General features: G+C 70.6%; 16 protein-coding genes and 2 pseudogenes. 10 read left to right on the top strand and 8 right to left on the bottom strand.

What is annotated here, in order from left to right; translation table 11 throughout:
• Nucleotides 1-215 precede the first annotated feature (215 nt).
• On the bottom strand, nucleotides 216-1448 hold the full coding sequence (locus tag ACFY9E_RS28975) for a GNAT family N-acetyltransferase (protein WP_390988861.1): 1233 nt from the start codon (nucleotides 1446-1448) through the stop codon (nucleotides 216-218).
• 533 nt (nucleotides 1449-1981) lie between these two features.
• Between ACFY9E_RS28975 and rox the strand changes: the two genes are divergently transcribed.
• The 4 genes from rox (at nucleotide 1982) to ACFY9E_RS28955 (ending at nucleotide 7346) form a co-directional block, all read left to right on the top strand.
• Entirely contained in the window at nucleotides 1982-3526 is a 1545-nt protein-coding gene (gene rox / locus ACFY9E_RS28970) for a rifampin monooxygenase (protein WP_390988859.1), read from the top strand.
• A gap of 261 nt (nucleotides 3527-3787) precedes the next feature.
• Entirely contained in the window at nucleotides 3788-4312 is a 525-nt protein-coding gene (locus tag ACFY9E_RS28965; protein ID WP_390988857.1) for a helix-turn-helix transcriptional regulator, read from the top strand.
• Nucleotides 4309-5001 carry an ATP-binding cassette domain-containing protein gene (locus ACFY9E_RS28960; RefSeq protein WP_390988855.1) on the top strand — a complete coding sequence of 231 codons (693 nt, stop codon included), beginning with the start codon at nucleotides 4309-4311 and terminating at the stop codon, nucleotides 4999-5001. The genes ACFY9E_RS28965 and ACFY9E_RS28960 overlap by 4 nt, the downstream gene beginning before the upstream one ends.
• Nucleotides 4998-7346: an FtsX-like permease family protein gene (locus ACFY9E_RS28955; RefSeq protein WP_390988854.1), complete on the top strand. Its 2349-nt coding sequence runs from the start codon at nucleotides 4998-5000 to the stop codon at nucleotides 7344-7346. Before ACFY9E_RS28960 ends, ACFY9E_RS28955 begins: the two co-directional genes overlap by 4 nt.
• Before the next feature lie 316 nt (nucleotides 7347-7662).
• On the opposite strand, the gene ACFY9E_RS28950 is transcribed toward ACFY9E_RS28955, so the two are convergent.
• Nucleotides 7663-8658 (bottom strand): AsnC family transcriptional regulator, encoded by a 996-nt coding sequence (locus tag ACFY9E_RS28950; protein ID WP_390988852.1) that lies wholly within the window; start codon nucleotides 8656-8658, stop codon nucleotides 7663-7665.
• 121 nt (nucleotides 8659-8779) lie between these two features.
• Here ACFY9E_RS28950 and ACFY9E_RS28945 point away from each other — a divergent pair, with 121 nt between their 5' ends.
• Nucleotides 8780-10255 carry an MFS transporter gene (locus tag ACFY9E_RS28945; RefSeq protein ID WP_390988850.1) on the top strand — a complete coding sequence of 492 codons (1476 nt, stop codon included), beginning with the start codon at nucleotides 8780-8782 and terminating at the stop codon, nucleotides 10253-10255.
• A gap of 411 nt (nucleotides 10256-10666) precedes the next feature.
• Here the strand turns inward: ACFY9E_RS28945 and ACFY9E_RS28940 are convergent, their stop codons facing one another.
• On the bottom strand, nucleotides 10667-12202 hold the full coding sequence (locus ACFY9E_RS28940; RefSeq protein WP_390988848.1) for a fused MFS/spermidine synthase: 1536 nt from the start codon (nucleotides 12200-12202) through the stop codon (nucleotides 10667-10669).
• 245 nt (nucleotides 12203-12447) lie between these two features.
• Here ACFY9E_RS28940 and ACFY9E_RS28935 point away from each other — a divergent pair, with 245 nt between their 5' ends.
• The 3 genes from ACFY9E_RS28935 to ACFY9E_RS28925 all read left to right on the top strand — a co-directional run bounded on the left by ACFY9E_RS28935 (nucleotide 12448) and on the right by ACFY9E_RS28925 (nucleotide 16766).
• Nucleotides 12448-13158 (top strand): GntR family transcriptional regulator, encoded by a 711-nt coding sequence (locus ACFY9E_RS28935; protein ID WP_390988846.1) that lies wholly within the window; start codon nucleotides 12448-12450, stop codon nucleotides 13156-13158.
• A 267-nt stretch (nucleotides 13159-13425) separates the two neighbouring features.
• Nucleotides 13426-14901, top strand: coding sequence for a hypothetical protein (locus ACFY9E_RS28930; protein ID WP_390988844.1), 1476 nt, complete (start codon nucleotides 13426-13428; stop codon nucleotides 14899-14901).
• A complete protein-coding gene (locus ACFY9E_RS28925) occupies nucleotides 14898-16766 on the top strand; it encodes a GMC family oxidoreductase N-terminal domain-containing protein (protein ID WP_390988842.1) in 1869 nt (622 codons plus the stop codon). The genes ACFY9E_RS28930 and ACFY9E_RS28925 overlap by 4 nt, the downstream gene beginning before the upstream one ends.
• Before the next feature lie 33 nt (nucleotides 16767-16799).
• Here ACFY9E_RS28925 and ACFY9E_RS28920 read toward each other — a convergent pair whose 3' ends face one another.
• A complete protein-coding gene (locus ACFY9E_RS28920; protein ID WP_390988840.1) occupies nucleotides 16800-17651 on the bottom strand; it encodes an NmrA family NAD(P)-binding protein in 852 nt (283 codons plus the stop codon).
• A 64-nt stretch (nucleotides 17652-17715) separates the two neighbouring features.
• On the opposite strand from ACFY9E_RS28920, the gene ACFY9E_RS28915 reads away from it, so the two are divergent.
• A complete protein-coding gene (locus ACFY9E_RS28915) occupies nucleotides 17716-18051 on the top strand; it encodes a winged helix-turn-helix transcriptional regulator (RefSeq protein ID WP_390988838.1) in 336 nt (111 codons plus the stop codon).
• A 119-nt stretch (nucleotides 18052-18170) separates the two neighbouring features.
• On the opposite strand, the pseudogene ACFY9E_RS28910 reads toward ACFY9E_RS28915, so the two are convergent.
• From ACFY9E_RS28910 to ACFY9E_RS28895, 4 genes and pseudogenes are all read right to left on the bottom strand, one after another.
• Nucleotides 18171-18773, bottom strand: a pseudogene (locus ACFY9E_RS28910) (non-reducing end alpha-L-arabinofuranosidase family hydrolase); the annotation flags it as partial.
• A gap of 27 nt (nucleotides 18774-18800) precedes the next feature.
• On the bottom strand, nucleotides 18801-18956 hold the full coding sequence (locus tag ACFY9E_RS28905; protein ID WP_390988836.1) for a hypothetical protein: 156 nt from the start codon (nucleotides 18954-18956) through the stop codon (nucleotides 18801-18803).
• A 223-nt stretch (nucleotides 18957-19179) separates the two neighbouring features.
• Nucleotides 19180-21648 (bottom strand): SpoIIE family protein phosphatase, encoded by a 2469-nt coding sequence (locus tag ACFY9E_RS28900; RefSeq protein WP_390988834.1) that lies wholly within the window; start codon nucleotides 21646-21648, stop codon nucleotides 19180-19182.
• Nucleotides 21649-21977: 329 nt separating this feature from the next.
• Nucleotides 21978-22700: an FCD domain-containing protein gene (locus ACFY9E_RS28895; protein WP_390988832.1), complete on the bottom strand. Its 723-nt coding sequence runs from the start codon at nucleotides 22698-22700 to the stop codon at nucleotides 21978-21980.
• 367 nt (nucleotides 22701-23067) lie between these two features.
• Between ACFY9E_RS28895 and ACFY9E_RS28890 the strand changes: the two are divergent.
• Nucleotides 23068-23625 (top strand): annotated as a pseudogene (locus tag ACFY9E_RS28890) (ricin-type beta-trefoil lectin domain protein); the annotation flags it as partial.
• Between the last annotated feature and the right edge of the window lie 13 nt (nucleotides 23626-23638).

Below are 23638 nucleotides of genomic sequence, written 5' to 3'. Positions count from 1 at the left end.
CCATGGCTTCGCTGGCTCCCTGCGGGGCTACCGCATCGAGCGCGTCAGTGTGGCGGGCGCGCTGCTGTACGCCCCCCGGAGTGTGAGGGCCCGGGCGGCGTCGAACTGCGCGTCGGAATACCGGTCACCGGCTCGGTCTCCCTTTCCGAGGCGGGCGTCACAGTCGTCCGTGAGGATGGCCTGACGGAGTGGTGGGTGAGGTAGCCGGAAGGCTGTCAGAACCAGTGCAGGCAGTGCGGGGAGCGGTCGGCGCGGAAGAGGCCGTCGGCGAGGGTGGCCGCGCTCGGGTGGTGGGCCCGAACGTGACCGGCACGCACGAGCGTGCTCGGGGCGGTGCCGCCGAGGTAGACCGAGCCCAGGTCGCGCACGTCCAGGGACAGGTCGGGCTCCCGGTCCGTCGGGACGCAGTCGGCCTTGCCCTCCCGGACCGTCAGCAGATAGCGGCCGTGCTCGCCGAGGAACGGGTCCTCGACGTCGAGGACGAGCTCACCGTCCATGAACCAGCCGCGCGCGGTCAGCGCACGCGGGACGTCAAGGAGACGCACCCAGAGCCAGTCCATGTCACCGCTCACCTCGCCCGCCCGGAAGTCCGCGAACTGCCAGCGCAGCGGGTGCTCGGGCGGGACGTGCTTGAACACCACCTTGGTGACCAGGTCGTGTCCGAGTACGAACCGGACCAGGGCCGTGAAGGCGGCGTCGTCGGTGGCTATGGTCTCGTCGACCGTCAATGTCTGGTGATCGTCGATCGAGTAGCTGGCGTACCCGTCCGGGACACCGTCGGTGTCCCGGTGGACGGCGACGTGGCGTGGCGCCGGCGAGATCGGGGGCTGCCCCGCGCGCAAGGCCCACCAGCGGTGCGGCCGGGACAGCGCGCCGGGCTGAGCGCGGCGATACCGGTCGTAGACCTCTTCCAGGATCTCGCCGCACCCGGCGCGCCGCAGCACCTCGACCGAGCCGTCGCCCGAGCCGGTCGCCGATGCGTCGGCCGCTGCGCGCGCCCGGGGAGCGGCGAGGGCGGCCCGGTGGCGCGGCACCGACAGGTGTGCCGTGTAGGTCGCCGGTCCGTAGCCGAACCTGCCGTAGATCGTGGCCTCGGAGGCGAGAAGTACGGAGAGGAGGTCCCCGCGGGCCCGCAGCTCCGTGAGCTGGTGCCGCATCATCGTGCTGAGCACGCCCTGGCGCCGGTGCGAGGGCAGGACGCCGACGGCGGTCACCCCGGCCGCCGGGACGAGGGTCTCGCCGGGCAGGGTCAACTCGAAGGAGTGCGTGGCGGCGGTGCCGACGGGCCGCCCGTCCTCTGTCAGGGCGAGCAGGCAGCGGTCCTTTTCGAGCGCCGACCACCAGAGCCCGCCGCCCTCGATCGGGGTTTCGGGGAAGCGCCCGAACGCGGCATGGACCGTATCGACGAAGACATCAAGATCCTCATCGGTCGTGGAACGAATCTCCATTGCCGCGTTTGCCTCCTCGGGATACCGGCCACGACTCGTGGTGTGCGAGCACAGTGCAGCGTTGCCCCGGTGGCCAAGGCAAACGAATTACGGCCGGGCCCGCCCGATCACAGCACAGCCCGGGACCGACGTCCCGTGAGGACCCGCCCGATCGCCACCGTCCTTCGGCCCCAGGGGTCGTCATGAGCACACCGGCACGCCGCCCTCTGCCCGACCTGGGCTGACGAGTCGACACCACAGGAGGCCCCGGCACATCAGCGCGACGGGACGGATGTGGACCTCGCGGATGTGGACCTCGCACTGGTGCGTGCGTGGGGCAGCGGCGAGGCGCCTGGGCGGTGAGACCGGCGGAAAGCGTTGGACGGGGTGTGCGCGGGCCAGTAGCGTGCGGTGGACCGTGACACCGCCTGAGGAGGTGAGACCCATGAACGAGGTATCGACGTGGGTGCTCCCCCTTTTCGTCACGGCCGGCGATTGACGTAGGTGTCGCCGGGAGCGCCGCCACAACAAGGCACTCCCGAAAGGCAGCACCTATGGACTCTCGGCAGTTCACCACCAAGCCGCCGTCGCACGACACCGTCGAGCGCGGCTTCACCATGGGCGACGTCCCCGGACTCCGGTCGTCTGCCTCCGGCGCCGATCGCACGCCCCTCGATTTCGACGTGATCATCGCCGGGTGCGGGCCGACCGGCGCGATGCTGGCCGCCGAGCTGCGGCTGCACGACGTGCGGGTACTCCTTCTGGAGAAGGAAACCGAGCCCGTGTCGTTCGTCCGGATCGTCGGTCTGCACATGCGCAGTATCGAGCTGATGGCCATGCGCGGACTGCTGGATCGCATGCTCGCCCATGGAAGGCGGCGACCGGCCGCCGGATTCTTCGCCGGCATCAGCAAACCCGCCCCCAGGGGCCTGGATTCCGCACACGCCTACCTGCTGGGCATCCCCCAGCCCGTCATCGTTCAGCTGCTCGAACGACATGCGAGCCAGCTGGGTGCCGAGGTGCGGCGCGGCTGTGCGGTGGCCGGCGTCGAGCAGGGCGACGAGGGCGTGACCGTACGACTGGCCGACGGCGAAGAGCTGCGTTCGCGCTACCTCGTCGGCTGTGACGGCGCGCGCAGTACGGTGCGCAAACTGCTCGGTGTCGCCTTCCCCGGTGAGCCCTCGCGGACCGACACGCTGATGGGCGAGATGGAAGTGGGTGTGCCGCAGGAGGAGATCGCCGCCAAGATGACCGAACTCGGCGAGACCAACAGGCGATTGTGGCTCAGGCCCTTCGGCCAAGGGGCGTACAGCGTCGTCGTCCCCGCCGCGGGAGTCAGCGATCGCGCGGAACCGCCCAGTCTCGAGGATTTCAAACAGCAGCTGCGCGCCATCGCCGGAACCGATTTCGGCGTGCACTCCCCACGCTGGTTGTCCCGCTTCGGGGATGCCACCCGGCTGGCCGAACGTTATCGGGTCGGGCGGGTGCTGCTGGCCGGCGACGCGGCGCACATCCATCCACCCACCGGCGGACAGGGTCTCAACCTGGGTATCCAGGACGCGTTCAACCTCGGTTGGAAACTGGCCGCACAGATCCGCGGCTGGGCACCGGAAACCCTGCTGGACACGTACGAGGCCGAACGCCGTCCGGTCGCCGAGGACGTGCTGGACAACACCCGTGCCCAGATGGAACTGCACTCCTCCGAACCGGGCCCGCAGGCCGTGCGCAGGCTGCTCACCGAACTGATGGACTTCGAGGAGGTGAACCGTCATCTGATCGTGAAGATCACCGCGATCGGTATTCGCTACGACTTCGGCGACGGCCCCGACCTGCTCGGCCGCCGGCTGCCCGACATCGGCCTCAAGCACGGCCACCTCTACGATCAGCTGCATCGCGGCCGTGGCCTGCTGCTGGACCGCACCGAACGTCTGGCCGTCGGCGACTGGTCGGACCGGGTCGACCACCTCGCGGATCCCACTGCGGTACTCGATGTCCCGTGCGTCCTGCTACGCCCCGACGGCCACGTCGCCTGGATCGGCGACGATCAGCGGGACCTGGACGACCACCTCTCCCGCTGGTTCGGCAAGCCCGTCGGCTGATCTCGCCTCCGCCGCCGTCGGCACGCACCATGCCGCTGCCGACGGCGGCCTTCGCACCGGACACGGCAGCAGGCGAGCAGGAACTCCTCGCCGGGCCACGACCGTCGCCCCGCCGCCGGAGTCCGCCTGTCGCCGAACCGTGACGATCGGAATTCCCGGCTCCCTCACCTGCACTGCCGTACACCCCGCCACGACCTGCACACTCGGCGTATACACATCATCTATACACGCCGCGTATACACAGTGTGTAGAGTGCGGGTCATGTCCATCGGTCACACCCTTTTAGGACTCCTGGAGTCCGGCCCGCGCCACGGTTACGACCTCAAGCGGGCTTTCGACGAGAAGTTCGGTCACGACCGGCCACTCCACTACGGCCAGGTCTACTCGACGATGTCCCGCCTGCTGAAGAACGGGCTCGTCGAGGTTGACGGCATCGAGGCGGGCAGCGGGCCCGAGCGCAAGCGCTACGCGATCACCGACGCCGGCATCACCGACGTACAGCGGTGGCTGGCGACCCCGGAGAAGCCGGAGGAACACCTCCAGTCGACCCTCTACACCAAGGTCGTCCTCGCCCTGCTCACCCGGCGCGACGCCACCGGGATCCTCGACACCCAGCGCTCCGAGCATCTGCGCAGCATGCGGATCCTCACCGACCGCAAGCGCAAGGGCGACCTCGCCGATCAACTGATCTGCGACCACGCCCTGTTCCACCTCGAAGCCGACCTGCGCTGGCTGGAACTGGCCGCCGCCCGACTCGACACACTCCGTGAGGCTGTGACCCGATGACGACTTCTCCCCCCGGCTGCCTGCTCACCGCGCGCGACCTGCGCAAGGCGTACGGCCCGACCCGCGCGCTGGACGGCGCCGAGTTCTCCATACACCCCGGCGAGATCGTCGCCATCATGGGCCCCTCCGGGTCCGGCAAGTCCACCCTGCTGCACTGCCTCGCGGGGATCGTGCCGCCCGACTCCGGGTCGATCACCTACAACGGACGTGAACTGACGAAGATGAGCGACGCCCAGCGCAGCGCGCTGCGCCGCTCCGAGTTCGGGTTCGTGTTCCAGTTCGGCCAGTTGGTGCCCGAGCTGACCTGTGTGGAGAACGTCGCCCTGCCGCTGCGCCTGAACGGCTCCTCCCGCAAGGACGCCGAGCGGACCGCGCTCGGCTGGATGGAACGCCTGGAGGTCGACGACCTCAAGGCCAAGCGTCCCGGCGAGGTCTCCGGCGGCCAGGGCCAGCGCGTCGCCGTGGCCCGCTCGCTGGTCACCGGACCGCGCCTGCTGTTCGCCGACGAACCCACCGGCGCACTCGACTCGTTCAACGGCGAACGCGTGATGGAGCTGCTGACCGAAGCGGCCCGCTCGACCAACGCCGCCGTCGTCCTCGTCACCCACGAGACACGCGTGGCCGCCTACTCCGACCGTGAGATCGTCGTCCGCGACGGCAAGTCCCGCGACATGGAGCGCGCCGTATGAGTGCTCGCCAGTGGGCCACAGACCTGGCCATGGGGGCCCGTTTCGCCGTCACCGGCGGACGCGAGAGCTGGGTCCGGATGACGCTCACCGCCGTCGGCGTCGGCCTCGGCGTGGCACTGCTCCTGCTGTGCACCGCACTGCCCAATGTGTTCGCCGCACGTGACAAGGTGGAGGACGCCCGCTTCGACTACACGTACTCCGAAAAGGCCCAGCCGAAGGCCGACAACACCTTTCTGATCGCCGTCACCGACACCGTCTGGCACGACGACGACGTCCGCGGCCGGCTCATCGAGCCCGAGGGCAAGCGGGCGCCGCTGCCCCCGGGAGTCGACAGCTTCCCGGGCAAGGGCGAGATGGTGGTCTCCCCGGCGCTCAAGGACCTGCTCGCGTCGGACGGCGCCGAGCTGTTGCGGGAACGGTTGCCCTACAAGATCACCGGCACGATCGGCGAGAGCGGACTCATCGGCTCCCACGAACTGGCCTACTACGCGGGCGCCTCGGGGCTGAAACTCACGGACTTCTCCCCTGTGCACCGGCTGAGCGAGTACGGCCAACCGAACGCGACAGACGAGAAAACCGACCCGGTGCTGCTGCTCATGGTCCTGGTCGTGTTCGTGGTGCTGCTGACCCCGGTCGCCGTGTTCATCGCCGCCGCCGTCCGCTTCGGCGGCGAGCGCCGCGACCGCCGGCTGGCCGCGCTGCGCCTGGTCGGCTCGGACAGCCGCATGACCCGGCGGATCGCGGCGGGCGAAGCACTCGCCGGAGCCCTGCTCGGCCTGGTCATCGGCACCGGCTTCTTCCTCCTCGGCCGTCAGACGCTGGGCTCCACCGAGGTGGTGGGCGTGAGCGTCTGGCCCAGCTACCTCGATCCCTCCCCCGCGCTCGCCGCGCTGGTCGCGGTGGCGGTCCCGGTCGCCGCCGTCCTCGTCACGCTGCTCGCGATGCGCGGCGTGGTGGTGGAACCGCTCGGCGTCGTGCGCGCGGCCAAGCAGCGCGGCCGCCGGCTGTGGTGGCGGCTGCTGCCGCCGCTGGCCGGCCTCGCGATGCTCTACCCGATGATCGGCAAGGGCCGCGAGAACGGCGACTTCAACCAGTACCTCGTCATCGGCGGCGTGTTGCTGCTGTTGATCGGCGTCACCGCGCTGCTGCCCTGGGTCGTGGAGGCGGTCGTCGTCCGCCTCGGCAAGGGTGCGCTGTCCTGGCAGCTCGCGGTACGGCGGCTGCAGCTGAGCAGCGGAACCGCCGCACGCATGGTCAACGGCATCGCCGTCGCCGTGGCCGGAGCCATCGCCCTGCAGATGCTGTTCACGGGAACGCAGAGCCAGTACACGAAGGCCACCGGCCAGGACCCCGACCGGGTCGAGATGCAGGTCGAGTTCAGCGACCACAAGCCGCTCTCCGGTGTCGAGCGCGAATTCACCGGCACCAAGGGGGTACGGGCCGCCGTGGCCCTGGCCACGGCGGCATACGGGGACACGCGCCGCAACCCGGAGAACAGCAACGGCCTGTCCGTGGGCAACTGCACCGCGCTGCGCGAACTCGCCACGCTTCCCTCCTGCAAGGAAGGCGACGTCTTCATCACGCGAACGAGGAGCCACTACGCCTCCCCCAGCAACGCCGCCGAGATCGCCGTGGTGAAGCCCGGCCGGCAGCTCTACATCGACCCGTCGTACGACGACGCCACCGAACGCGGCATCGAGGTGCCCTGGACCGTTCCGGCGAACGTGCGGGTGGTGGACGCGCGCAAGGACGCACTGCAGGACAACAACAGTCTGCTGGTGACCCCCGCCGCCCTGCCCGCCGAGGCCGCGCCCGCGTTGTTCTCGGACGGGGTCTACCTGCGTCTGGACCCGTCGGTGCCGGACGCACGGGAGTACATACGCAACGCCGTCGCCCGCATCGACCCCCTGGCGCAGACCTACAGCTGGTCGGCGACCCAGGAGGACACGCAGTACGCCTCCATCCGCACCGGCCTGTTCGTCGGCTCCGCCTTCGTGCTGGCACTGATCGGCGCGAGTCTGCTGGTCTCCCAGCTGGAGCAGCTGCGCGAGCGCAGGAAGCTGCTCTCCGCGCTGGTCGCCTTCGGCACCCGGCGCCGCACGCTGAGCCTGTCGGTGCTGTGGCAGACGGCCCTCCCGGTGGGACTCGGCCTGGTACTGGCCACCACGGTGGGTATCACCCTCGGCTCGGTGCTGCTGAAGATGACCCGTACGCCTGTGGTCATGGACTGGGCGAGCGTCCTGACCATGACCGGCGTGGGCGCGGCCGTGGTCGGCGTGGTCACGCTGCTCAGCCTGCCGCCGCTGCTGCGGATGATGCGCCCGGAAGGCCTGCGCACGGAATAGCCCCTCGCACATCCCCCGAAGTGGGCTCCTCCTGCCAGGAGGAGCCCACCCCCGCACCCGGGCAAACCCAGCCGGCAAGGGCCGGGAGCTTGCGGACAGCGACCACGCAGGGCTCCGCGGCCGAACGGTTCACTGCGTCACCCGGAGCGGGCATCGAGTGTGATGCGCTTGCGGAGCTGGGCACGGATCCCTCCGGGGAAGCCGGCGGCTTCTGGAACCGGACCCCGCGCCGCTCTCCCTCAGCCCTTTCGGCCCGGCGGACGGTGCTGCCGTCGCCGTAGCCGACCGGTCGGGCGACCACCGGAGCCGGGCGGGATCAGGGTGTCCGCAACGTCACCGCCGCCTTGTATGTCCGCAGCACCGGGGCCGTTTCGAGGCGTGTCACCGCCTCCCACGCCACACGTCGCGTGAGGTACGAGTGGAGCGCCTCCGCGTCCCGGCAGAGCGCTTGGGCGACCAGGTTCGTCGGCCCGGTCGTCGCCGCGACGACCGCCAGTTCCTCGTGCCCCGCCAGGGCGGTCGCCACCGTATCCAGGTGTGCGGGAGCCACCTGCATCCACAACAGCGCCGAGACCGTGATGCCCACCAACGCCGGGTCCACGTCCACGTCGAAGAACAACGCGCCGCGCGACCGCAGTTCGGCGAGCCTGCGGGCCACCGTCGACGCCGTCGTGCCGGTCACCGACGCCAGTTCCGCGTAGCTGACCCGTGCGTCCTCGCGCAACGCGTCCAGCAGCACCCGGTCCGCGTCGGTCAGCAGGTACGGCTCTTCCCCGGGTTGCGCGGCGCGTTCGCCGACGCCGGTCGTGTCCCGTTCGGCGCGCAGCCGCGCTTGCTGGTCCTCGTTCAGGACGTTCACCCGGCCTCGCCATGCGGTCGGCCCGCCGAGATAGGTGTGCAGCAGGTAGTGCGCGGAGACCGAGGTGATCCCGGCGGTACGCGGGATGTCGCGCAGCAGCAACGCGTGCGCGTCGGGACCGGACGGTGCCGTGTGGATGATCGCCACGATCTCGGTGCCACCGGACGTCAGCCGCACCCACGAGGTGTCCGGCCGGCGCGCGAGCGCCACCGCGATGTCGTGAGCGCTGCGCGTCGCGGCCGTCAGTCGCACGAACCACTGGTGCGTGCCCGCGCTGCGCAGATCCGGCAGCGTCACCACTCGCAGCCCTGCCTGTGCGTACAGGCGGCGGTAGCGGCGGACGACGGTTTGTGTGGAGGAGCCGAGGACCTCGGCGATGAGCGTGAAGGGCGCCCTCGCCTCCACTTGCAGGGCGTGGATCAGCCCTCGGTCCAGATCATCCAGTGTGAGCACATTCAGCAAACTAGCCGCTTCGAACGGCAGATATCACCTATCGATCGCGAGGACATGGAAGCGCGCAGGGGTGGCCGGGCACGGTGGCTACCGGCCCGACTCCCAAGCCTGAGGAGACCGCATGTCCCGCACCACCGGCACACCCGCCGGCACGCCTGCCTCACCGGGCATCCCCGTCCCCGCCGAAGCGTCCGCGCCGTACCGGTGGCGCCGGCTCGCGCTCGCCGCGCTCCTTGCCGCCGAGGCCATGAACCTGCTCGACGCCACGATCGTCCAGGTCGCCGCCCCTGTCATCCACACCGACCTCGGCGGAGCGGGCGCCACCATCCCATGGTTCAGCGCCTCCTACACCCTGGCCTTCGCCCTCGGCCTGCTCACCGGTGCCCGCCTCGGTGACATCCACGGCCGCAAGCGCGTCTTTCGTGCCGGGGTCATCGCGTTCGCCGCCACCTCCCTGGCATGCGCACTCGCTCCCACCGCCACCGCTCTCCTCATCCTGCGCGCACTGCAAGGGGCCGCCGCGGCCGCGATCATCCCGCAGACGTTCGGGCTGATTCGCGCCATGTTCACCGGCGCCGAACTGTCCAAGGCCCTCGGCATGATCGGTCCCGTCATGGGGCTGTCCGCCGTTGCCGGTCCCGCGCTCGGCGGCGTCCTCACCCACGCCGATCTGCTCGGCGTGTCCTGGCGCGCCGTTTTCCTCGTCAACCTTCCCCTCGCCGCCGCCGTCCTCGCCGCCTCACCCCGGCTGCGCGAGGACCGCGCCCCTGTCCGTCCCCGTCTCGACCCGGCCGGCACCGTGCTGGCCATGCTCGGCACCGCCCTGCTGGTGTGCCCGCTCGCCACCGGTCGCCCCGGGCCCGCAGCGTGGGCGACCGCCGCGATCGGCACCGTCGTCCTCATGGTGTTCGTCGCCCAGCAACGTCGCACCGCCCGCCGCGGCAAGACCCCGTTGGTCGAACCCGCGCTGCTGCGCGGCCGTTCCTTTCCCGCAGCACTGGCCACGTCCACGCTGTTCTTCGCCGTGGTGAACGGCCTTATGATCGCCGTGGTCCTCCACCTCGAACTCGGCCTCGGCGACGGACCGTTGACCGCCGGACTCAGCCTCCTGCCCTGGTCCGCGGGATTGGCCGTCGCGTCCTGGGCCGCCGGAAGCCTGCTCGTCCCCCGGTACGGCGCCCGCGTCATGCACGCCGGCATCGCGACCCTCGCCGGCGGACTGGCCGTCGCCGCGCTCGCCTACCGCACCACCGCCCCCGACGCCTATCCGACAGCCCTTCCGTTCGCCCTCGCATTGGCAGGGCTGGGCTCCGGACTCTTCACACCACCGTTCTTCACCACCGCGCTGGCATCCGTGGGTCCGCAGGAGACCGGCTCCGCGGCGGGACTGCTCAACGCCGTCCAGCAACTCGGCGGAACACTCGGAGTCGCCCTCATCGGCGGCGTCTACCTCAACACGACCGCCGGTGCTCGCACCGCGGCCGAACACGCGCTCGGCGCAGCCGCCGTACTCCTGGCCGCCACCGCGGCGGCCGCCGGTGTGATGACGGCGCGCCGTACCCGGGCGGCGGTTTCCGTCGACGGGGCCGGGGGGTGAGACGGGCTGACCGTCACACACCGGCCGTCACATCGACGGGCCGCGCCCGTCACACGGTCACAGCGCGGAGCGGGCTCGTGATGAAGGGTTCGTGATCGCATCGCGGGCCCGCCCGCCCGCGGTGACAGCGGTTGGGAGCTGCGTCAGAGCCTTTGGTCTGTGATACCTGGGGCGACTTGAGGCGCAGATACGAGTGACTGGTGCAGGTGGCCGTGCTTGCCCGCTGGTTGGATGTGGACCGCTCCACCATCACGAGCGGTACGGCTGCGGTGCGGAACCTGGGCGCGTTGTCGATCATCTCGGCGCCGGCGGCATCACCGGACCGTTGGTGGGACAGACATCCGGGTCCGGCGGTCTGCCCCCCGGGCGCAGGGTTCGCACCGGACCGTCCCATCACCGGAAGCATCCGTGTCACCGGCTGCTCTGCGGACTGTAGGGCTGCAGGAGCTGGTCCACGGGTGCGTGATCGTCGGTGAGGAGTTGGGCATCGCCGGTCCAGGAGGTGAGGTCCTCGCCGGTGGTGATCCTCCAGCCGGTTCGCCGGGCGTCGAGCGCTCTTTGGATCGCGCGCAGGTCGACCGGCTGGTCGGAGGCGAGCGCCACCAGGTTGCCGCCGACGGCGTCGGCAGCCGGGCCCTGGCCTATGTCGGCGGGTTCGCCGAGGAGGGCGACGTGCTCGAAGGTCTCGCCGAGGGTGGCCACTTCGGCGCGTGCGAAGTCCATACCACCGTGATCGATGAGGTTGGCAACGTACAGGCCTTGCTCGTTGAGCACACGCCGTACATCAGCCATCGCTTCCGCTGTGGTGAGGTGCCACGGGACGCTGACGCCTCCGAAGGCGTCCCCGATGACCAGGTCACGACTGCCGGTCTCCAGCCGCCGCAGGCCCAGCCTGCCGTCCTCGACGCGTACGTCGATACCGGCTTGCGAACGCAGCCCCAGTTGCTCGCGGTTGATGCCCACGACCCCGCCGTCGATCTCGGAGACGAGGCTGTGTGTTCTGGGCCGCGTGGCCGCGAGGTAGCGGGGAAGGGTGAGCCCGCCGCCGCCCAAGTGGTGGGCGACGAGTGGTTCACCTTGCGGGAAGGCGGCGTCGACCACCGACGCGATGGCGCGCACGTACTCGAACTTCAGATGAGTCGGGTCGTCGACGTCGACGTACGAGTGCCGCAGACCGTCCAGTACGAGCGTGCGGCCGTTGGCCCCGTCGGGGTCCGCGACGACCCGTGCGCAGTGGTACTTGGTCTCCACGTCGCAGCCCCCGGGCGCCACCGTGACGGCGAGACCACCTGCTACGACCACGAGTGCCAGGGCGGGGGTTCCGCTCCACCCGCGGGTCCGCCACTCGACCCACGCCGAGCCTGCCACCAGCAGTGCCCCGAGGCCGAGCAGTATGCCGCTGACCGGCAACCGCGACACGAGGACGAAGCCGGTGAGCACGGTGCCGACGATGGCACCGACGGTGCCGATCCCGGAAAGCCGGCCGACTACCGAACCGGTCTCCGCCAGATTGGTGAGACGAAGCTTCGTCACGAACGGGGTCACCGCGGAGAGCAGCGCGCCCGGCACCAGGATGGTCAGCGACGCGATGACCAAGAGCACCGCGGGTGCCCACTCCGCAGTGCTGCGCAACACGGACGGGGTGAGCGCCACCACCGCTCCGGACACTCCGAGCGACGGACCGATGAGCCGGCGTGGATCGACCTGGTCCGCGATGTGCCCGCCCAGCCAGGAGCCGAAGGCGATGGCGGTGAGTGCTATGCCGATCACCATGGTGCTGGTCTCGAGGGTCAGGCCGAGGTAGGGAGCGAGCAGCCGCAAGGCGACGATCTCGACGACCAGAACCGCTGCCGAGGATCCGAACACCAGCATTGCGGCGGCACGAGGGCCCAGACCGACACGGCCGGGCGTGCTCTCGGCGACAGGCGACGATGACGATCCGGTCACAGGCGCCATTCTTGCACGCAGCCCACAGCCCGAGTGGCACCACGTCAATCCTCTCTCCTCGGCCCGCAACCGCAGCGCGCGGTCCGCCGCCCGGCTGCGCGGGAGTGGAGAGTACCGGGCGGGACCGGTGAGCTGGTCGCCGCTTGACGGTGGGAAGTCGGCGCTGGTCCACTGCCTGCGAAGATTCGACGTGCGGTCCCCTATGCTGCCGCCGGGGGCACGGACCGAACCGAAGGAGTGCGGCCATGCCAGCCGAAGCGATCGTCCGCCAGTCCGTCGTCGACGTACTGGAGGAGCGCCTGCGCACGGACATCCTGGACGGCACGCACCAGCCCGGTTCGCTGCTCCCGCCGGAGCGTGAACTCGCCGCGTCCTACGGCGTCACCCGCACCACCCTGAAGCACGCTCTGTCCCGACTGGAGCAGGCAGGCCTGCTGCGCACCCGACACGGCGTGGGCACGCGCGTGCTGGACTTCCTCAGGTCCGGCGGCGTCGACCTCCTCCCGTTGCTGGTGGGGCAGGACGGCCGCTGGCTGTCGGACGTGTTCGAGGCCCGTCAGGCGATCGGCGGGCTGATCGCGCGTAAGGCCGCCTCACGATGCGGCACCGCGCAGGGCGCTCGGCTTCGTACCGCGGTGGACGCGGTGGGCGAGGCACCGGACCCGGCCGACGCACAGCTCGCGGAGGCCGAGGTGCACCGGGAACTGGCCCGTGCCACCGGCAACCGCGTGTACCTGCTGCTCACCAACACCTTGCTCAACGCGTATCTGCCGGTCCGTCACGTCATGAGCACACCGTTCGCCGACCCGACGCTCGCCGCTGAGCGCCTGCGGCGGGTGGTGGAACCCGTGGCGGGCGGCCAGGCGGAGGAAGCCGGGCGCGCCGCGGAGGACTACCTCCGGTTGACCGCGGAGGAGATGACCGCGGATCTCGTCAAGCACAAGCGCCGCAAGTGAGGTTGGCGCCACCGGCTACCTCCCGTCACCGCCGTGAGCGTTCATGAGGCGGTGTGCGTAGGAGAAGCGCTCATCGTCCTGACCGGGACGCGGCCAGGGGTTGACCTGATGAGGCGTGCCTGGTTCTCTTCCATGAGTGGATGAGCCACTGAGCCACTGAGCCATCGCCGGTAAGGTGCAAGGCGGCTCATCGTGACCTCCGGGCATTCCCTCGTCAGCTTCACGCGGCGGGTGAACCGGATGATTCGGAGACAGAGGGAGCCGTACATGGCAGGACGCCGGGGAGCGCGCTTCGCAGAGACCCTCAAGGGCACACTGCGGCTCGACACAGCAGCCGGCGGAGGCCGGCCCGTGATACTCGATCTGCGGGTCAGCGCTCCCGGCGCGATCCGTCCTCACGGGTCGACAACGGCCGTTGTCAGCGGCCGTGTTCGTATCGACGGCTGGGCCGATGATCCCCACGCCTCCGGCAGCATGCTCATCGCGCCGCTGTCACAGGGGCGGATCGGCTACCACGTGCGCTTCACGGCCATGGACGGCCACGCATACGTCCTGGAGGGCCACAAGTCCCCCACCTGGCGCAGCCCACTGCGTTCCATGACGATCCTGCCGATCCGTCTGCGGCCTGCCGAGCCGGAGAACGTGACGGATCGCGGCGGGGCGCGAGCCTTGCCCTGTACCGGCGGTGAAGGGCTCCTGCGGTTCCGTCTGCGCACCTTGCCGCCGTTCGCGGCGAGTTGGCGCTTCCCCGCACCCACCGATACTGCGGAGACCCTCACCGCGGCCCGCCGGGGCGGAACGCGGGACCGCCTGAACGTCTGGTACTCCACCTTCACCGACCCGAACACCGGCACCGGCTTCTGGCTCCACCACGAACTGGTACGCCCGCTGAACGGCAGCCCCTACACGCACGGTTGGGCTGCCGCGTACCCGCCGGAAGCTCCCCCTGTCATCGAACGCTTCGGCCCGCATTCGCTGCCGGAGGGTTCGGTTTCGTCGGAGGACGACGGCCTTCCTGCGGAGCCCGCAGGTTTTCGCTCCCCGTCGGCCGTGGCGACCGCGCACGAACTGCGCGGCCGCACCGATCGGTTGGCCTGGGACCTCACGGTGACCGCGGACTCCGCGCCCCTGCACACGTTCCCCCGACTGGCCTGGAAGCGCCGGGTGCTGCCCGCTGTGCACATCGTCCCCCAGGCGCAGGCACGGTACCGCGGCTCGGTGCGTCTCCACGGGCAGACACTGCAGCTGTCCGACGCGCTGGGGGCGAGCGCCCGTATCGCGGGCCGAGGCAACGCCCACCACTGGGCCTGGCTGCACGCCGACTTGGACGACGACACGGTTCTGGAGGTGGTGACGGCCGTTTCCGGCCTGCCCGTACTGCGGCACCTTCCGCCCATCGTGTTTCTGCGGCTGCGCCGGGCGGGACGTGACTGGCCGCGAGGCGACTGGCGCAGCTCAGTGGGCGTCCTGGGCGCCGGACGGTTCCGGGCAAGGCCCCAGCTGCCGACCTGGACTGTGCAGGGCCGTGCCGCGGGACGACGTATCGCGGTCCGCGTCCACCTCCCCGAGGAGAGCCGGACCGCTGTCACTTACACCGACCCGGACGGCAGCCGGGCCACCTGTCACAACAGCGAGCGGGCCGACGTTCATGTCTCTCTGGAGCGGCGGCTCGGCGGCCGCTGGCAGCCTGAACAGGTCTGGGATGTGCGAGGCACCGCGCACGCGGAGGTCGGGCTCCGATGACGACGGCTCGCGGCCGGGCGCTGTCAGCGGTGTTGCTCGACGTCGGCCCGGACGCACACCGTCCGGAGTGGGAGGGGCAGGTGCCGGAACGCCTGGTCCGCTTCATGTCGTCCCTGCCCCCGTACGTCCGCACGGGCCTGCATGCGGCGGACATGGCACTCGACGGATTCTCCCTGCTCACCACGGGGCGACGGGCTCACCGGCTGCCGCCGGAGACCAGAGCCCGGCTCCTGCGGCGAATGATCCGGCTGCCCGGTTTCGAGGTCCTGATGGACAACGTGAAGATCCCGTTGTTGCTGGCCGCGGGGGCAGGCCGCGACAGTTCCCGACCCGTGCGGCCCTTCGTCCGGACCGATCCCCCGCTGGACATCTGCCCGTCGTCCGACTGGCCCGACGGACAGCGCGTCGACGCCGTGGTGATCGGTTCCGGCGCGGGAGGAGCGGTGTCGGCGCTGACCCTCGCCTCCTCCGGACGTTCGGTCGTGGTTCTGGAGGAAGGACGGCACTTCTCGACTCGGGAACTCGCCTCGCGCCCGCCCTTGGACCGATTCGCCGACGCCTACCGTGACGGTGGCGCCACGCTCGCCTGGGGCCTGCCGCCCGTGCTGCTGCCGCTCGGCCGAGCCGTCGGCGGCACCACACTGGTCAACTCGGGCACCTGCTTCCGCACGCCCCATCACGTGCTGAAGCGATGGCATGGCACTCATGGTGTCGAACTGGCGGACCCTGCCTCCTTCGCCCGCCACATGGACCACGTGGAGAACCTCCTCGGCGTGGGCGAACCCGATCGGTCCGTCCTCGGCCGAAACGGCGAGTTGGCTCTTCTCGGCTCCGAACGTCTGGGCTGGTCCGCCGCCGCCCTGCGCCGCAACGCCACGGACTGTGGGGGATGCTGCGAATGCGTCGCCGGCTGCCCGAGCGGTGCCAAACAGGCGGTGCACCTGTCCGTGCTGCCCGCGGCGTGCGCCGCGGGGGCCCGTATCGTCACCCGTGCTCGCGCCACCCGCATCGTCACCGAACACCGTGCGGGCGCCCGCCGCGCCGTCGCGGTAGAGGCGGTACGTCCGGACGGCACGACCTTCACGCTCAGGACCGGCCTCGTCGTGGCAGCGGCGGGAGCCCTCCACACTCCGGCGCTGCTCCGGCGCTCCGGGCTGGCGGGCCACCCCCGGCTGGGCCGCAATCTGGCGATCCACCCGGCCGTCAGCGTCGCCGGGCGCTTCGCGGAACCCGTCACCGGTCCCGGTGCCGGCCCCAACATCCTGCAGAGCGTCGGGATCGACGAATGGCACGACGAGGGAATCCTCATCGAGGCGACCGCGGCGCCGCCCGGCATGACCTCCTTCGTCCTCCCGTACCTCGGCAGGGAATTGAAGCGCGAGTTGACCGCCGCCGGACAGCTCGGCCTCCTCGGTGCGATGGTCTCGGACCGCTCCTCCGGACGCGTACGCGGAACGCACCGCCCCGTCGCGACCTACACCCTTCACGCCGAGGACGGTCGCCGCCTTCTCCGGTCCCTCACGCACATGGGCCGTATCCTCTTCGCCGCAGGCGCCCGCGAAGTCCTCACCGGGATACCGGCACACCCGTCGGTCAGCTCTCCCGGCGCCCTGGACGACGTCGTCCGACGCGTCGGTCATCGCCGTCTCCACCTGTCGGCGTTCCATCCCACGGGAACCGCCGCACTGGGAGCGGACGGCCGGCTGTCCCCCGTACGCCCCGACGGAAGACTGCGCGGAGCGGAAGGAGTACTCGTCGCTGACGCGTGTCTGCTGCCGTCGTCCCCCGGCGTGAACCCGCAGGTCACCATCATGGCCCTGGCGCACGCCGTCACCGAGCAGGCCGTATGCCGCGACGGGGGGTGACACGTCACCGGGACGCCGGCAAGCCGGTGGTGGCTACGGTCGGAGGCCGATGTCGGTCAGCCACTGTCCGGTGGAGCGGGGGGTGATGCCGAGCAGCTTCTGGGCGGAGTTCTCGGCTGTGATCGAGCGGTCCGGAAGGGTGCTCATGGCCGCGTAGGCTCCGGCGACATCGGCGGCGGGGCCCTCGCCGATCAAAGGCGCGACGGAGATGCGGAACTGCTCGGGGGTGATCTGTTCGAAGGCCACGTCCTTGCCGAAGTGGGTGCCGAACGCCTCGGCCAGGTCCGGTCCCGTGATCGCGGGGTACTGGCCGACGGAGACCACGCCGGTGATGTCCGGGCGGTCGAACAGAGCGGCGACGGCATCGGCGATGTCCAGGTGCGACGCCCAGGAGACCGGGAAGTCGGCACGGATCGGGTAGGGCAGTACGCCTCGCTCGCGGACGCTGTCGAGGACGTACGGCATGAGCAGGTTCTCCAGGTAGAACGTCGGGGCGATCACCGCGTGGGACACCCCGGTGTCCGCAAGGCCGCCGGCCAGGGCCGCGGCCGCGCCGCCGGTTTCGGGGTCGATCGGGGCACCGCTGGTGGAGAACACCACTCGCGCCGGGCGGGCCGCGCGGACAGCGGCGAGGATGTTGCGCGCATAGGTCTGGCGGTCCTCTTCGGAGAACACCGGCAGGTGGATGAACACCCCGTCGGCGCCGCGGTACGCCTCGGTCAGTTCGGCGGTGGAGCCGTAGCCGGCGGCCACGACGCGCTGTGCGCCGTGCACGACGGCATCAGGGTTGCGGGTCAGAGCGGTCACGGAATGGCCCGCGGCGGCGAGAGCGGCGACGACGGGGGCACCCTGGGCGCCGGTGGCGCCGTGAATCACGTAGGTCATGCCGTCATTAGTGCATGGGGTGCACCAGTTACATCAACTGCACTAATGGAGTACGGTCAGAACTGTGACTGATTCCTGCCTCCCCGAGTGCGGCGTCGCCCGGTTCCTCACTCTGCTCAACGGCCCGTGGGCCACCCTGATCGTGCGCGAACTGCTGCACGGCCCTCACCGCTTCAACCAGTTGCGTGAGGCCCTGCCCGGCATCAGCCCGCACACCCTGACCAGTCGGCTCCGCCAGTTCGAGCGGCACGGCATCGTCACTCGCACGACCTACGCGGAGATCCCGCCGCGCGTCGAGTACGCGCTGACTCCTCTCGGCGAGGGGCTGCGCGACGTCCTGGACGCCATGGGGACCTGGGCCATGGCGGTGCCGGATCCCGACGCCGGCGTCACCGCCTGACGTACGACTCCGCGGCCGTCCACGGTCACGCCGAGGACGCGAGCCTCTGCCGCAGGGCGTCGTTGTCGTCGGGGTGGAGGACCTTCTCGAAGCGCAGTCGCAGACCGATACCACAGGTTCTGCGGCGCGAAGTGGAACACCTGGGGCGCCGCCCGGTAGCCGGAGCCCATGGGCGAGGTGTCGAGGTAGGCGTGCGGCGCGGAGGCCGCCTGGGACCATTCGCCGAAGGTGAACTGCACCAGGCCCCAGCCGGAGGGATTGGCGGTCGTGGCGAAGGTCAGCCACTGGTTGTCGTGCCGCACGATGGAGAAGTCCTTGATCGCCGCCACATCGGGGGGCTGGGCGTCCGGCTTCGGACCCGCCAGGACGCCGCTGGAGGACCACTGGAACGTCGACGGCAGCGCGCCGCCGCTTCCGCTGTCGACGCGGACCAGCTCCCACTGCTGCTTGCCCCCGCCCCAGTCGGTGAACTGCACGACCTTGGCACCGTCCGCGGTTGAGGCGTTCTCGATCTCGACGGCCTTGGCACTGCTGCGGCTGATCAGCCGGACGTGGCCGTCCGGCGAGTCGACCAGCCGGAACTGCTGGTTGGTGCTGTTGGCGTCGCTCCACTGCACGATGCCCGCGTGGTCGACGGAGGAATGGTTCAAGACGTCCAGCACCTTGCCGGAGTGCTGCGCCTCCAGCCGGTAACAGCCGCCGCCCGAATCCACGAACCGGAACCGCTGGTTGGCGCCGTCATGACGGGTCTACTGCGACAGGCCCGCCCTGTCGGCGGTGCTCGCGCCGGACACGTCGAGGGCCTTGCCGCTGCCACGGTTGACCAGGACGTACGACGCGTTCGGATCCACGGTGGCCGCGTGCGCCGTCCCGGTGGCGCCCAAGCCGGTCAGGAGCGTCGCCATCAGGGCGATCACCGCGGAGAGAACCGCCGTGCGTCTCCCTCGTCTCCCGATGGTAAATACATCCTATGTGGCGAGTTCGCCCTTCAGCAGCGCAACGCCAAGTGGCGCAGCGATTTCCTCCTCGGGCTGGACAAGATCTTCCTCAACCCCCTCTAACACATCCCATGTTCAGAGGGAGGATCCCCAGAGTGTGACCACATGCGGCGCATCACCGCCGTGTGCGTCAGCCGCTCGCGTGGGGCCGGCCGTCGCGCTCGGGCTCATCCGGCAGGGGCTGTTCTGCCCAGATCGTCTTTCCGACGGAGGTCTGACGACTGCCCCAGCGCTCGGCGACCTGGGCCACGAGCAGCAGTCCGCGCCCGCCCTCGTCGAAGACCCGGGCCCTCCGCAGGTGCGGGGCGGTGCTGCTGCCGTCGGACACCTCGCAGACGAGTGCGTCGGCGCGGATGAGGCGCAGCTCGACGGGGCCGTTGCCGTACCGGATGGCGTTGGTGACCAACTCGCTGACGATCAACTCGGTGGCGAACTCGAGCTCGGCCAGCCCCCAGGTGTCCAGCTGCTCGGCCGCCATCTTGCGGGCCCCGGCGACGGCAGCGGGATCCATGGGCAGCTGCCAGGTGCGGACCTGGTCGGCACCGAGCGTGGAGGTGCGGGCCAAGAGCAGGACGATGTCGTCGGCAGGGGGGTCGGGCAGCAGCTCGCGCAGCACTTCGTCGCAGGTGTCCTCCAGATCGGCGTCCGGACGGCGGAGCGCTTGACTCAGCAGGTCGAGTCCGACGTCGATGTCGCGGTCGGGGGCCTGGATCAGGCCGTCGGTGTAGAGCGCGAGCAGGCTGCCCTCGCCCACGTCGATCCGGGCGGCCTCGAAGGGCAGTCCCCCCAGACCGAGCGGTGGCCCGGCGGGCAGGTCCAGCACACGCGCGGTGCCGTCCGAGGACACCAGGACGGGCGGCGGGTGCCCTGCCCGTGCCAGGTCGCAGCAGCCGGTGACGGGGTCGTACACGGCGTAGAGGCAGGTGGCCCCGACTTCTCCCGAGGCCTCCTCCGCCCGCCCTCGCGTCTCCGGGCCTTCCTCCCGGTCGAGGCGGACGACCAGGTCGTCCAGCCGGGTGAGCAGCTCGTCGGGGGTGAAATCGGCGTCGGCGAGGGTGCGTACCGCGGTGCGCAGGCGGCCCATGGTGGCCGAGGCGTGCACGCCGTGGCCCACCACGTCGCCGACCACCAGCGCGACCCGTCCCCCGGACAGGGCGATCACATCGAACCAGTCGCCACCGATCTCGTCGCCCGAACCGGCGGGGAGGTACCGGTAGGCGAGGTCCACCGCCTCCGCGCCCGGCAGCCGCTCGGGCAGCAGGCTTCGCTGGAGGGTGAGCGCGGTCCGGTGCTCGCGGGTGTAGCGACGGGCGTTGTCGATGCTCACGGCCGCCCGGGCGGCGATCTCCTCGGCGAGCGTCAGATCGTCCTGGACGAAGGGATCCGCAGTGCGGTGCCTCAGGAGCTGCATCACGCCGAGGGTGATCCCCCGCGCGCTCAGTGGCACCATCATCACCGAATGGATCTTGAAACGCCTCATGCTCTCGGCGCGGACAGGGGAAGCCGTCGACCATGCGCGCAGCGGCGGATCGCCCACGCTGTAGTGGCTGCCCCGACCGGTGATCAAGGCCTGCGCCGGTGGGGAGCCGGGAGGGTAGACGTCGGTCTCACCTGTCGGAACGACCGATTCCGGACATCCCTGGAGCACCGACCGTTTCGCGGTACGGCGGCAGACGACCGGCGTTCCGGGGGGTACCGGTTGCGGCTCGCGTCCCTGGACGACCGACTCCAGCAGGTCGACGGAGGCGAAGTCGGCGAACCCGGTCACCGCCACCTCGGCCAGTTCCTCTGCTGTCCGGGTCACATCGAGCGTGCTGCCGATGCGCACGCTGGCGTCGTTCAGCACGGCGAGGCGACGCCGGGCCCAGTACTGCTCGGTGATGTCGATCACCAGCGCCGACATCCCCGCCACCGCGCCCGCCGGGTCCTTGAGCGGGGAGAGGAAGAGCGACCAGGCGTGATCGCGGACCTCGCCCGAAGCCCGGAACGGCTGATTCTCGCGGAAGATCATCTCGCCCGTGCGCACGACGTGATGCTGAAGGCGGTCGATCTCGTCCATGGGTGGGGTGGGATAGATCTCCCACAACGTCCGGCCCCTCATTTCCTCCGGCGTCAGCCCCATGGCCTGGCTCATCACCTGGTTGCACGTGACGAACCGTGCCTCACCGTCATAGACGGCCACAGGCAACGGGAGCTGCGCGAGCGTGAGGTCCCAGAGCTCCTCCGCATCCGCATCGGTCGGTGCGGAGGCGTACGTCGTCGCCGCTCGGGTGACGATCCAGTGGGGTCCTCCGTAGGTGTCCACCAGCGGCGCGCCCCGGAGCTGCACGGTGACACGGTCGCCGTGGCGGTTGCGCAGCACCACGTCACTCGTCCACGGTTCCCAAGCGGCCAGGTGGCGCCGCATCGAGACGGGCAGCCTCGCGGCGAGCAGGCCGGCGGCCTGCAGACCCACCACTTCCTCGCGCTGATAGCCGAGCAGTCGCCCGGCTCCGGCGCTCCACATCACGACGAGTCCGCGGGCGTCGATCACGACCGCGAAGTCGTCGGGTGCGGCTACTCCCCTTGCTCCTATGGTCGTGTCGGGCTCGTATTCCATGGGATATCCCGACCTCGTTCCTGCCGCGCCCCGGCACGGCGCCGCGTCACCCGTGACGGGCGCTGCCTCCAGCATCCCGCCGCGGGACACGGCGCTCAACCGGCCACAGCAGGCCGCACGGCCGACGGGCCTCGGGGACAGCCGGCCGGTGGGGCGTCGTCCGGGTGGTCCCGCTCGACGAGGACGTCCGCCGCACCCGGGGTTCGATGCGAGGCGGTCGCCCTCGCTCCCGCTACGCACGGCCCTCGGCCGCCGGGCGGCACCCGCGTGCTACGTCCCAGCAGCCCGGCGCCTGGCTGCCGGGCACCGGGCGGGGCAGCGCCCGCCCGCTACTGCCCCGCTGTCGTGCCGAACGTGAGGGGCTCGCTGGTGCGCAGGTGTTCTCTCAGCCACTGCTCGGTGTTGCTCACATGGAGCAGCGCGGCGGCCTGGCTGAGGGCGGCGTCACGGGTGGACAGTGCGTTGAAGATCGCTTCGTGCTCGGCGAGAGTGCGGCCCGCGGCCTTGTCGTCCACCAGACCGCGCCAGATGCGGGCACGCAGGGTGCGGCCGGAGATGCCCTCCAGGAGGGTGAGGAGAGTCTCGTTACCCGTGGCGGCGACGACCGCACGGTGGAAGGCGGCGTCGTGGGCGTTGAGCTGTTCGACATCGTCCCGGGCCTCGCGCATGGCCTCCAAGTGCCGTTTCACTTCGGCCAGTTGGGAGTCCGAGATCCGGGTGGCGGCGAGAGCCGTGGCGAGCGGTTCGAGGAGCCGCCGCACCTCCATCAGGTCCTGCAGGGCGACCGAGTCCCCCTGGAGCAGCTCCACCGCACCGCCGAGCCCTTCCAGCAGCAGGCTCGGCTGGAGGCTGGTCACATACGTGCCGTCGCCCCGCCGGACCTCCAGGACCCGCGCGACGGCCAGCGCTTTGACCGCTTCCCTGGCGAGGTTGCGGGACAGGCCCAGCTGCGCGGCCAGATCCGGCTCAGGCGGGAGCTTCGAGCCCGGAGGCAGGGCGCCGGTCCGGATCAGCTCACGGATCTCGTCGATGGCCTTGTCCGTCAGAGACACCGCTCATCCCTCCCCTGCCCCACGAGCACATCCGACCTGCTCAGCCCGTGGGTGCCAAGATCGCCCAGAGGTCTCCTCGGACGTGCTGATCATGGAGTTCCACGTTTGGTCCGGCCTGTTCCGGGGTCCGCATGCCGAGGGTGACGTTGATGATACTGGGACGCGTCTGCGGGAAGGCGATCGCGGTGGCGGGCCGAGCGGTCCCGTGCGCCGCGCGGACCTCGGCGATCGTCCGGGCCCCGGCGACCAGGCGGGACGTCCTGGTAACCGCACTACGCCCTGGAGGGGCCGGTCGGCACACAGCAGTCCCGAGCCCATTTCAAGCTTGGCCCCGCACCTGTCCCCCAGTCCCCTTCCGCATCAGAAGGACGCACAAGCCGCGGGCAAGCACCTCGCCTACGTGGACATGAGCAGCCTGACCACGGCCGACCTGGCCGACGCCCTGCATCCCAACGACGCGGGGTACCAGAAGATGGCCGACGCCTTCCACCGCGGCATCCAGGCCGCGGACGACGCCGGGTGGCTGAGGAACCCCGCCCCCGCACGCGTGTCCTCCGGCATCGCAGGCAAGTGCCTGGATGTCAACGGCGCCGGCACCGCCGACGGGACCGCCGTCCAGACCTGGGGCTGCAGCGACACCGCCAACCAGCTCTGGTCCGCCTAGACCGACGGCACCCTGCGGTCCATGGGCAAGTGCCTCGACGCCGCCGGCTGGGGCACCGCGAACGGCACCAAGGTGCAGACCTGGACCTGCAACGGCGGATCCAACCAGGTCTGGCAGCCCTACAACGGTGGCTACCGCAACCCCGCCTCCGGCCGCTGCCTCGACGTTCCGGGCTCCTCCACGGCCGACGGAACGCAGCTCCAGTTGTGGGACTGCAACGGCGGCGCCAACCAGAAGTGGACCGCTCTGGCCGCCGGATGACCCCGGGAGCATG

This window comes from Streptomyces sp. NPDC012466 (genome assembly GCF_042955215.1).
In the GTDB taxonomy this organism is placed as follows: domain Bacteria; phylum Actinomycetota; class Actinomycetes; order Streptomycetales; family Streptomycetaceae; genus Streptomyces.
This window is presented reverse-complemented; position numbering and strand designations above follow the sequence as displayed.

Excerpts from the sequence above, each read along its gene's own strand:
- ACFY9E_RS28900 (WP_390988834.1), bottom strand. The coding sequence starts at position 21,648 with ATGGAATACGAGCCCGACACGACCATAGGAGCAAGGGGAGTAGCCGCA.
- ACFY9E_RS28935 (WP_390988846.1), top strand. The coding sequence starts at position 12,448 with ATGCCAGCCGAAGCGATCGTCCGCCAGTCCGTCGTCGACGTACTGGAG.
- rox (WP_390988859.1), top strand. The coding sequence starts at position 1,982 with ATGGACTCTCGGCAGTTCACCACCAAGCCGCCGTCGCACGACACCGTC.
- ACFY9E_RS28975 (WP_390988861.1), bottom strand. The coding sequence starts at position 1,448 with ATGGAGATTCGTTCCACGACCGATGAGGATCTTGATGTCTTCGTCGAT.
- ACFY9E_RS28905 (WP_390988836.1), bottom strand. The coding sequence starts at position 18,956 with ATGGCGACGCTCCTGACCGGCTTGGGCGCCACCGGGACGGCGCACGCG.
- ACFY9E_RS28920 (WP_390988840.1), bottom strand. The coding sequence starts at position 17,651 with ATGACCTACGTGATTCACGGCGCCACCGGCGCCCAGGGTGCCCCCGTC.
- ACFY9E_RS28945 (WP_390988850.1), top strand. The coding sequence starts at position 8,780 with ATGTCCCGCACCACCGGCACACCCGCCGGCACGCCTGCCTCACCGGGC.
- ACFY9E_RS28960 (WP_390988855.1), top strand. The coding sequence starts at position 4,309 with ATGACGACTTCTCCCCCCGGCTGCCTGCTCACCGCGCGCGACCTGCGC.
- ACFY9E_RS28955 (WP_390988854.1), top strand. The coding sequence starts at position 4,998 with ATGAGTGCTCGCCAGTGGGCCACAGACCTGGCCATGGGGGCCCGTTTC.
- ACFY9E_RS28925 (WP_390988842.1), top strand. The coding sequence starts at position 14,898 with ATGACGACGGCTCGCGGCCGGGCGCTGTCAGCGGTGTTGCTCGACGTC.
- ACFY9E_RS28930 (WP_390988844.1), top strand. The coding sequence starts at position 13,426 with ATGGCAGGACGCCGGGGAGCGCGCTTCGCAGAGACCCTCAAGGGCACA.
- ACFY9E_RS28965 (WP_390988857.1), top strand. The coding sequence starts at position 3,788 with ATGTCCATCGGTCACACCCTTTTAGGACTCCTGGAGTCCGGCCCGCGC.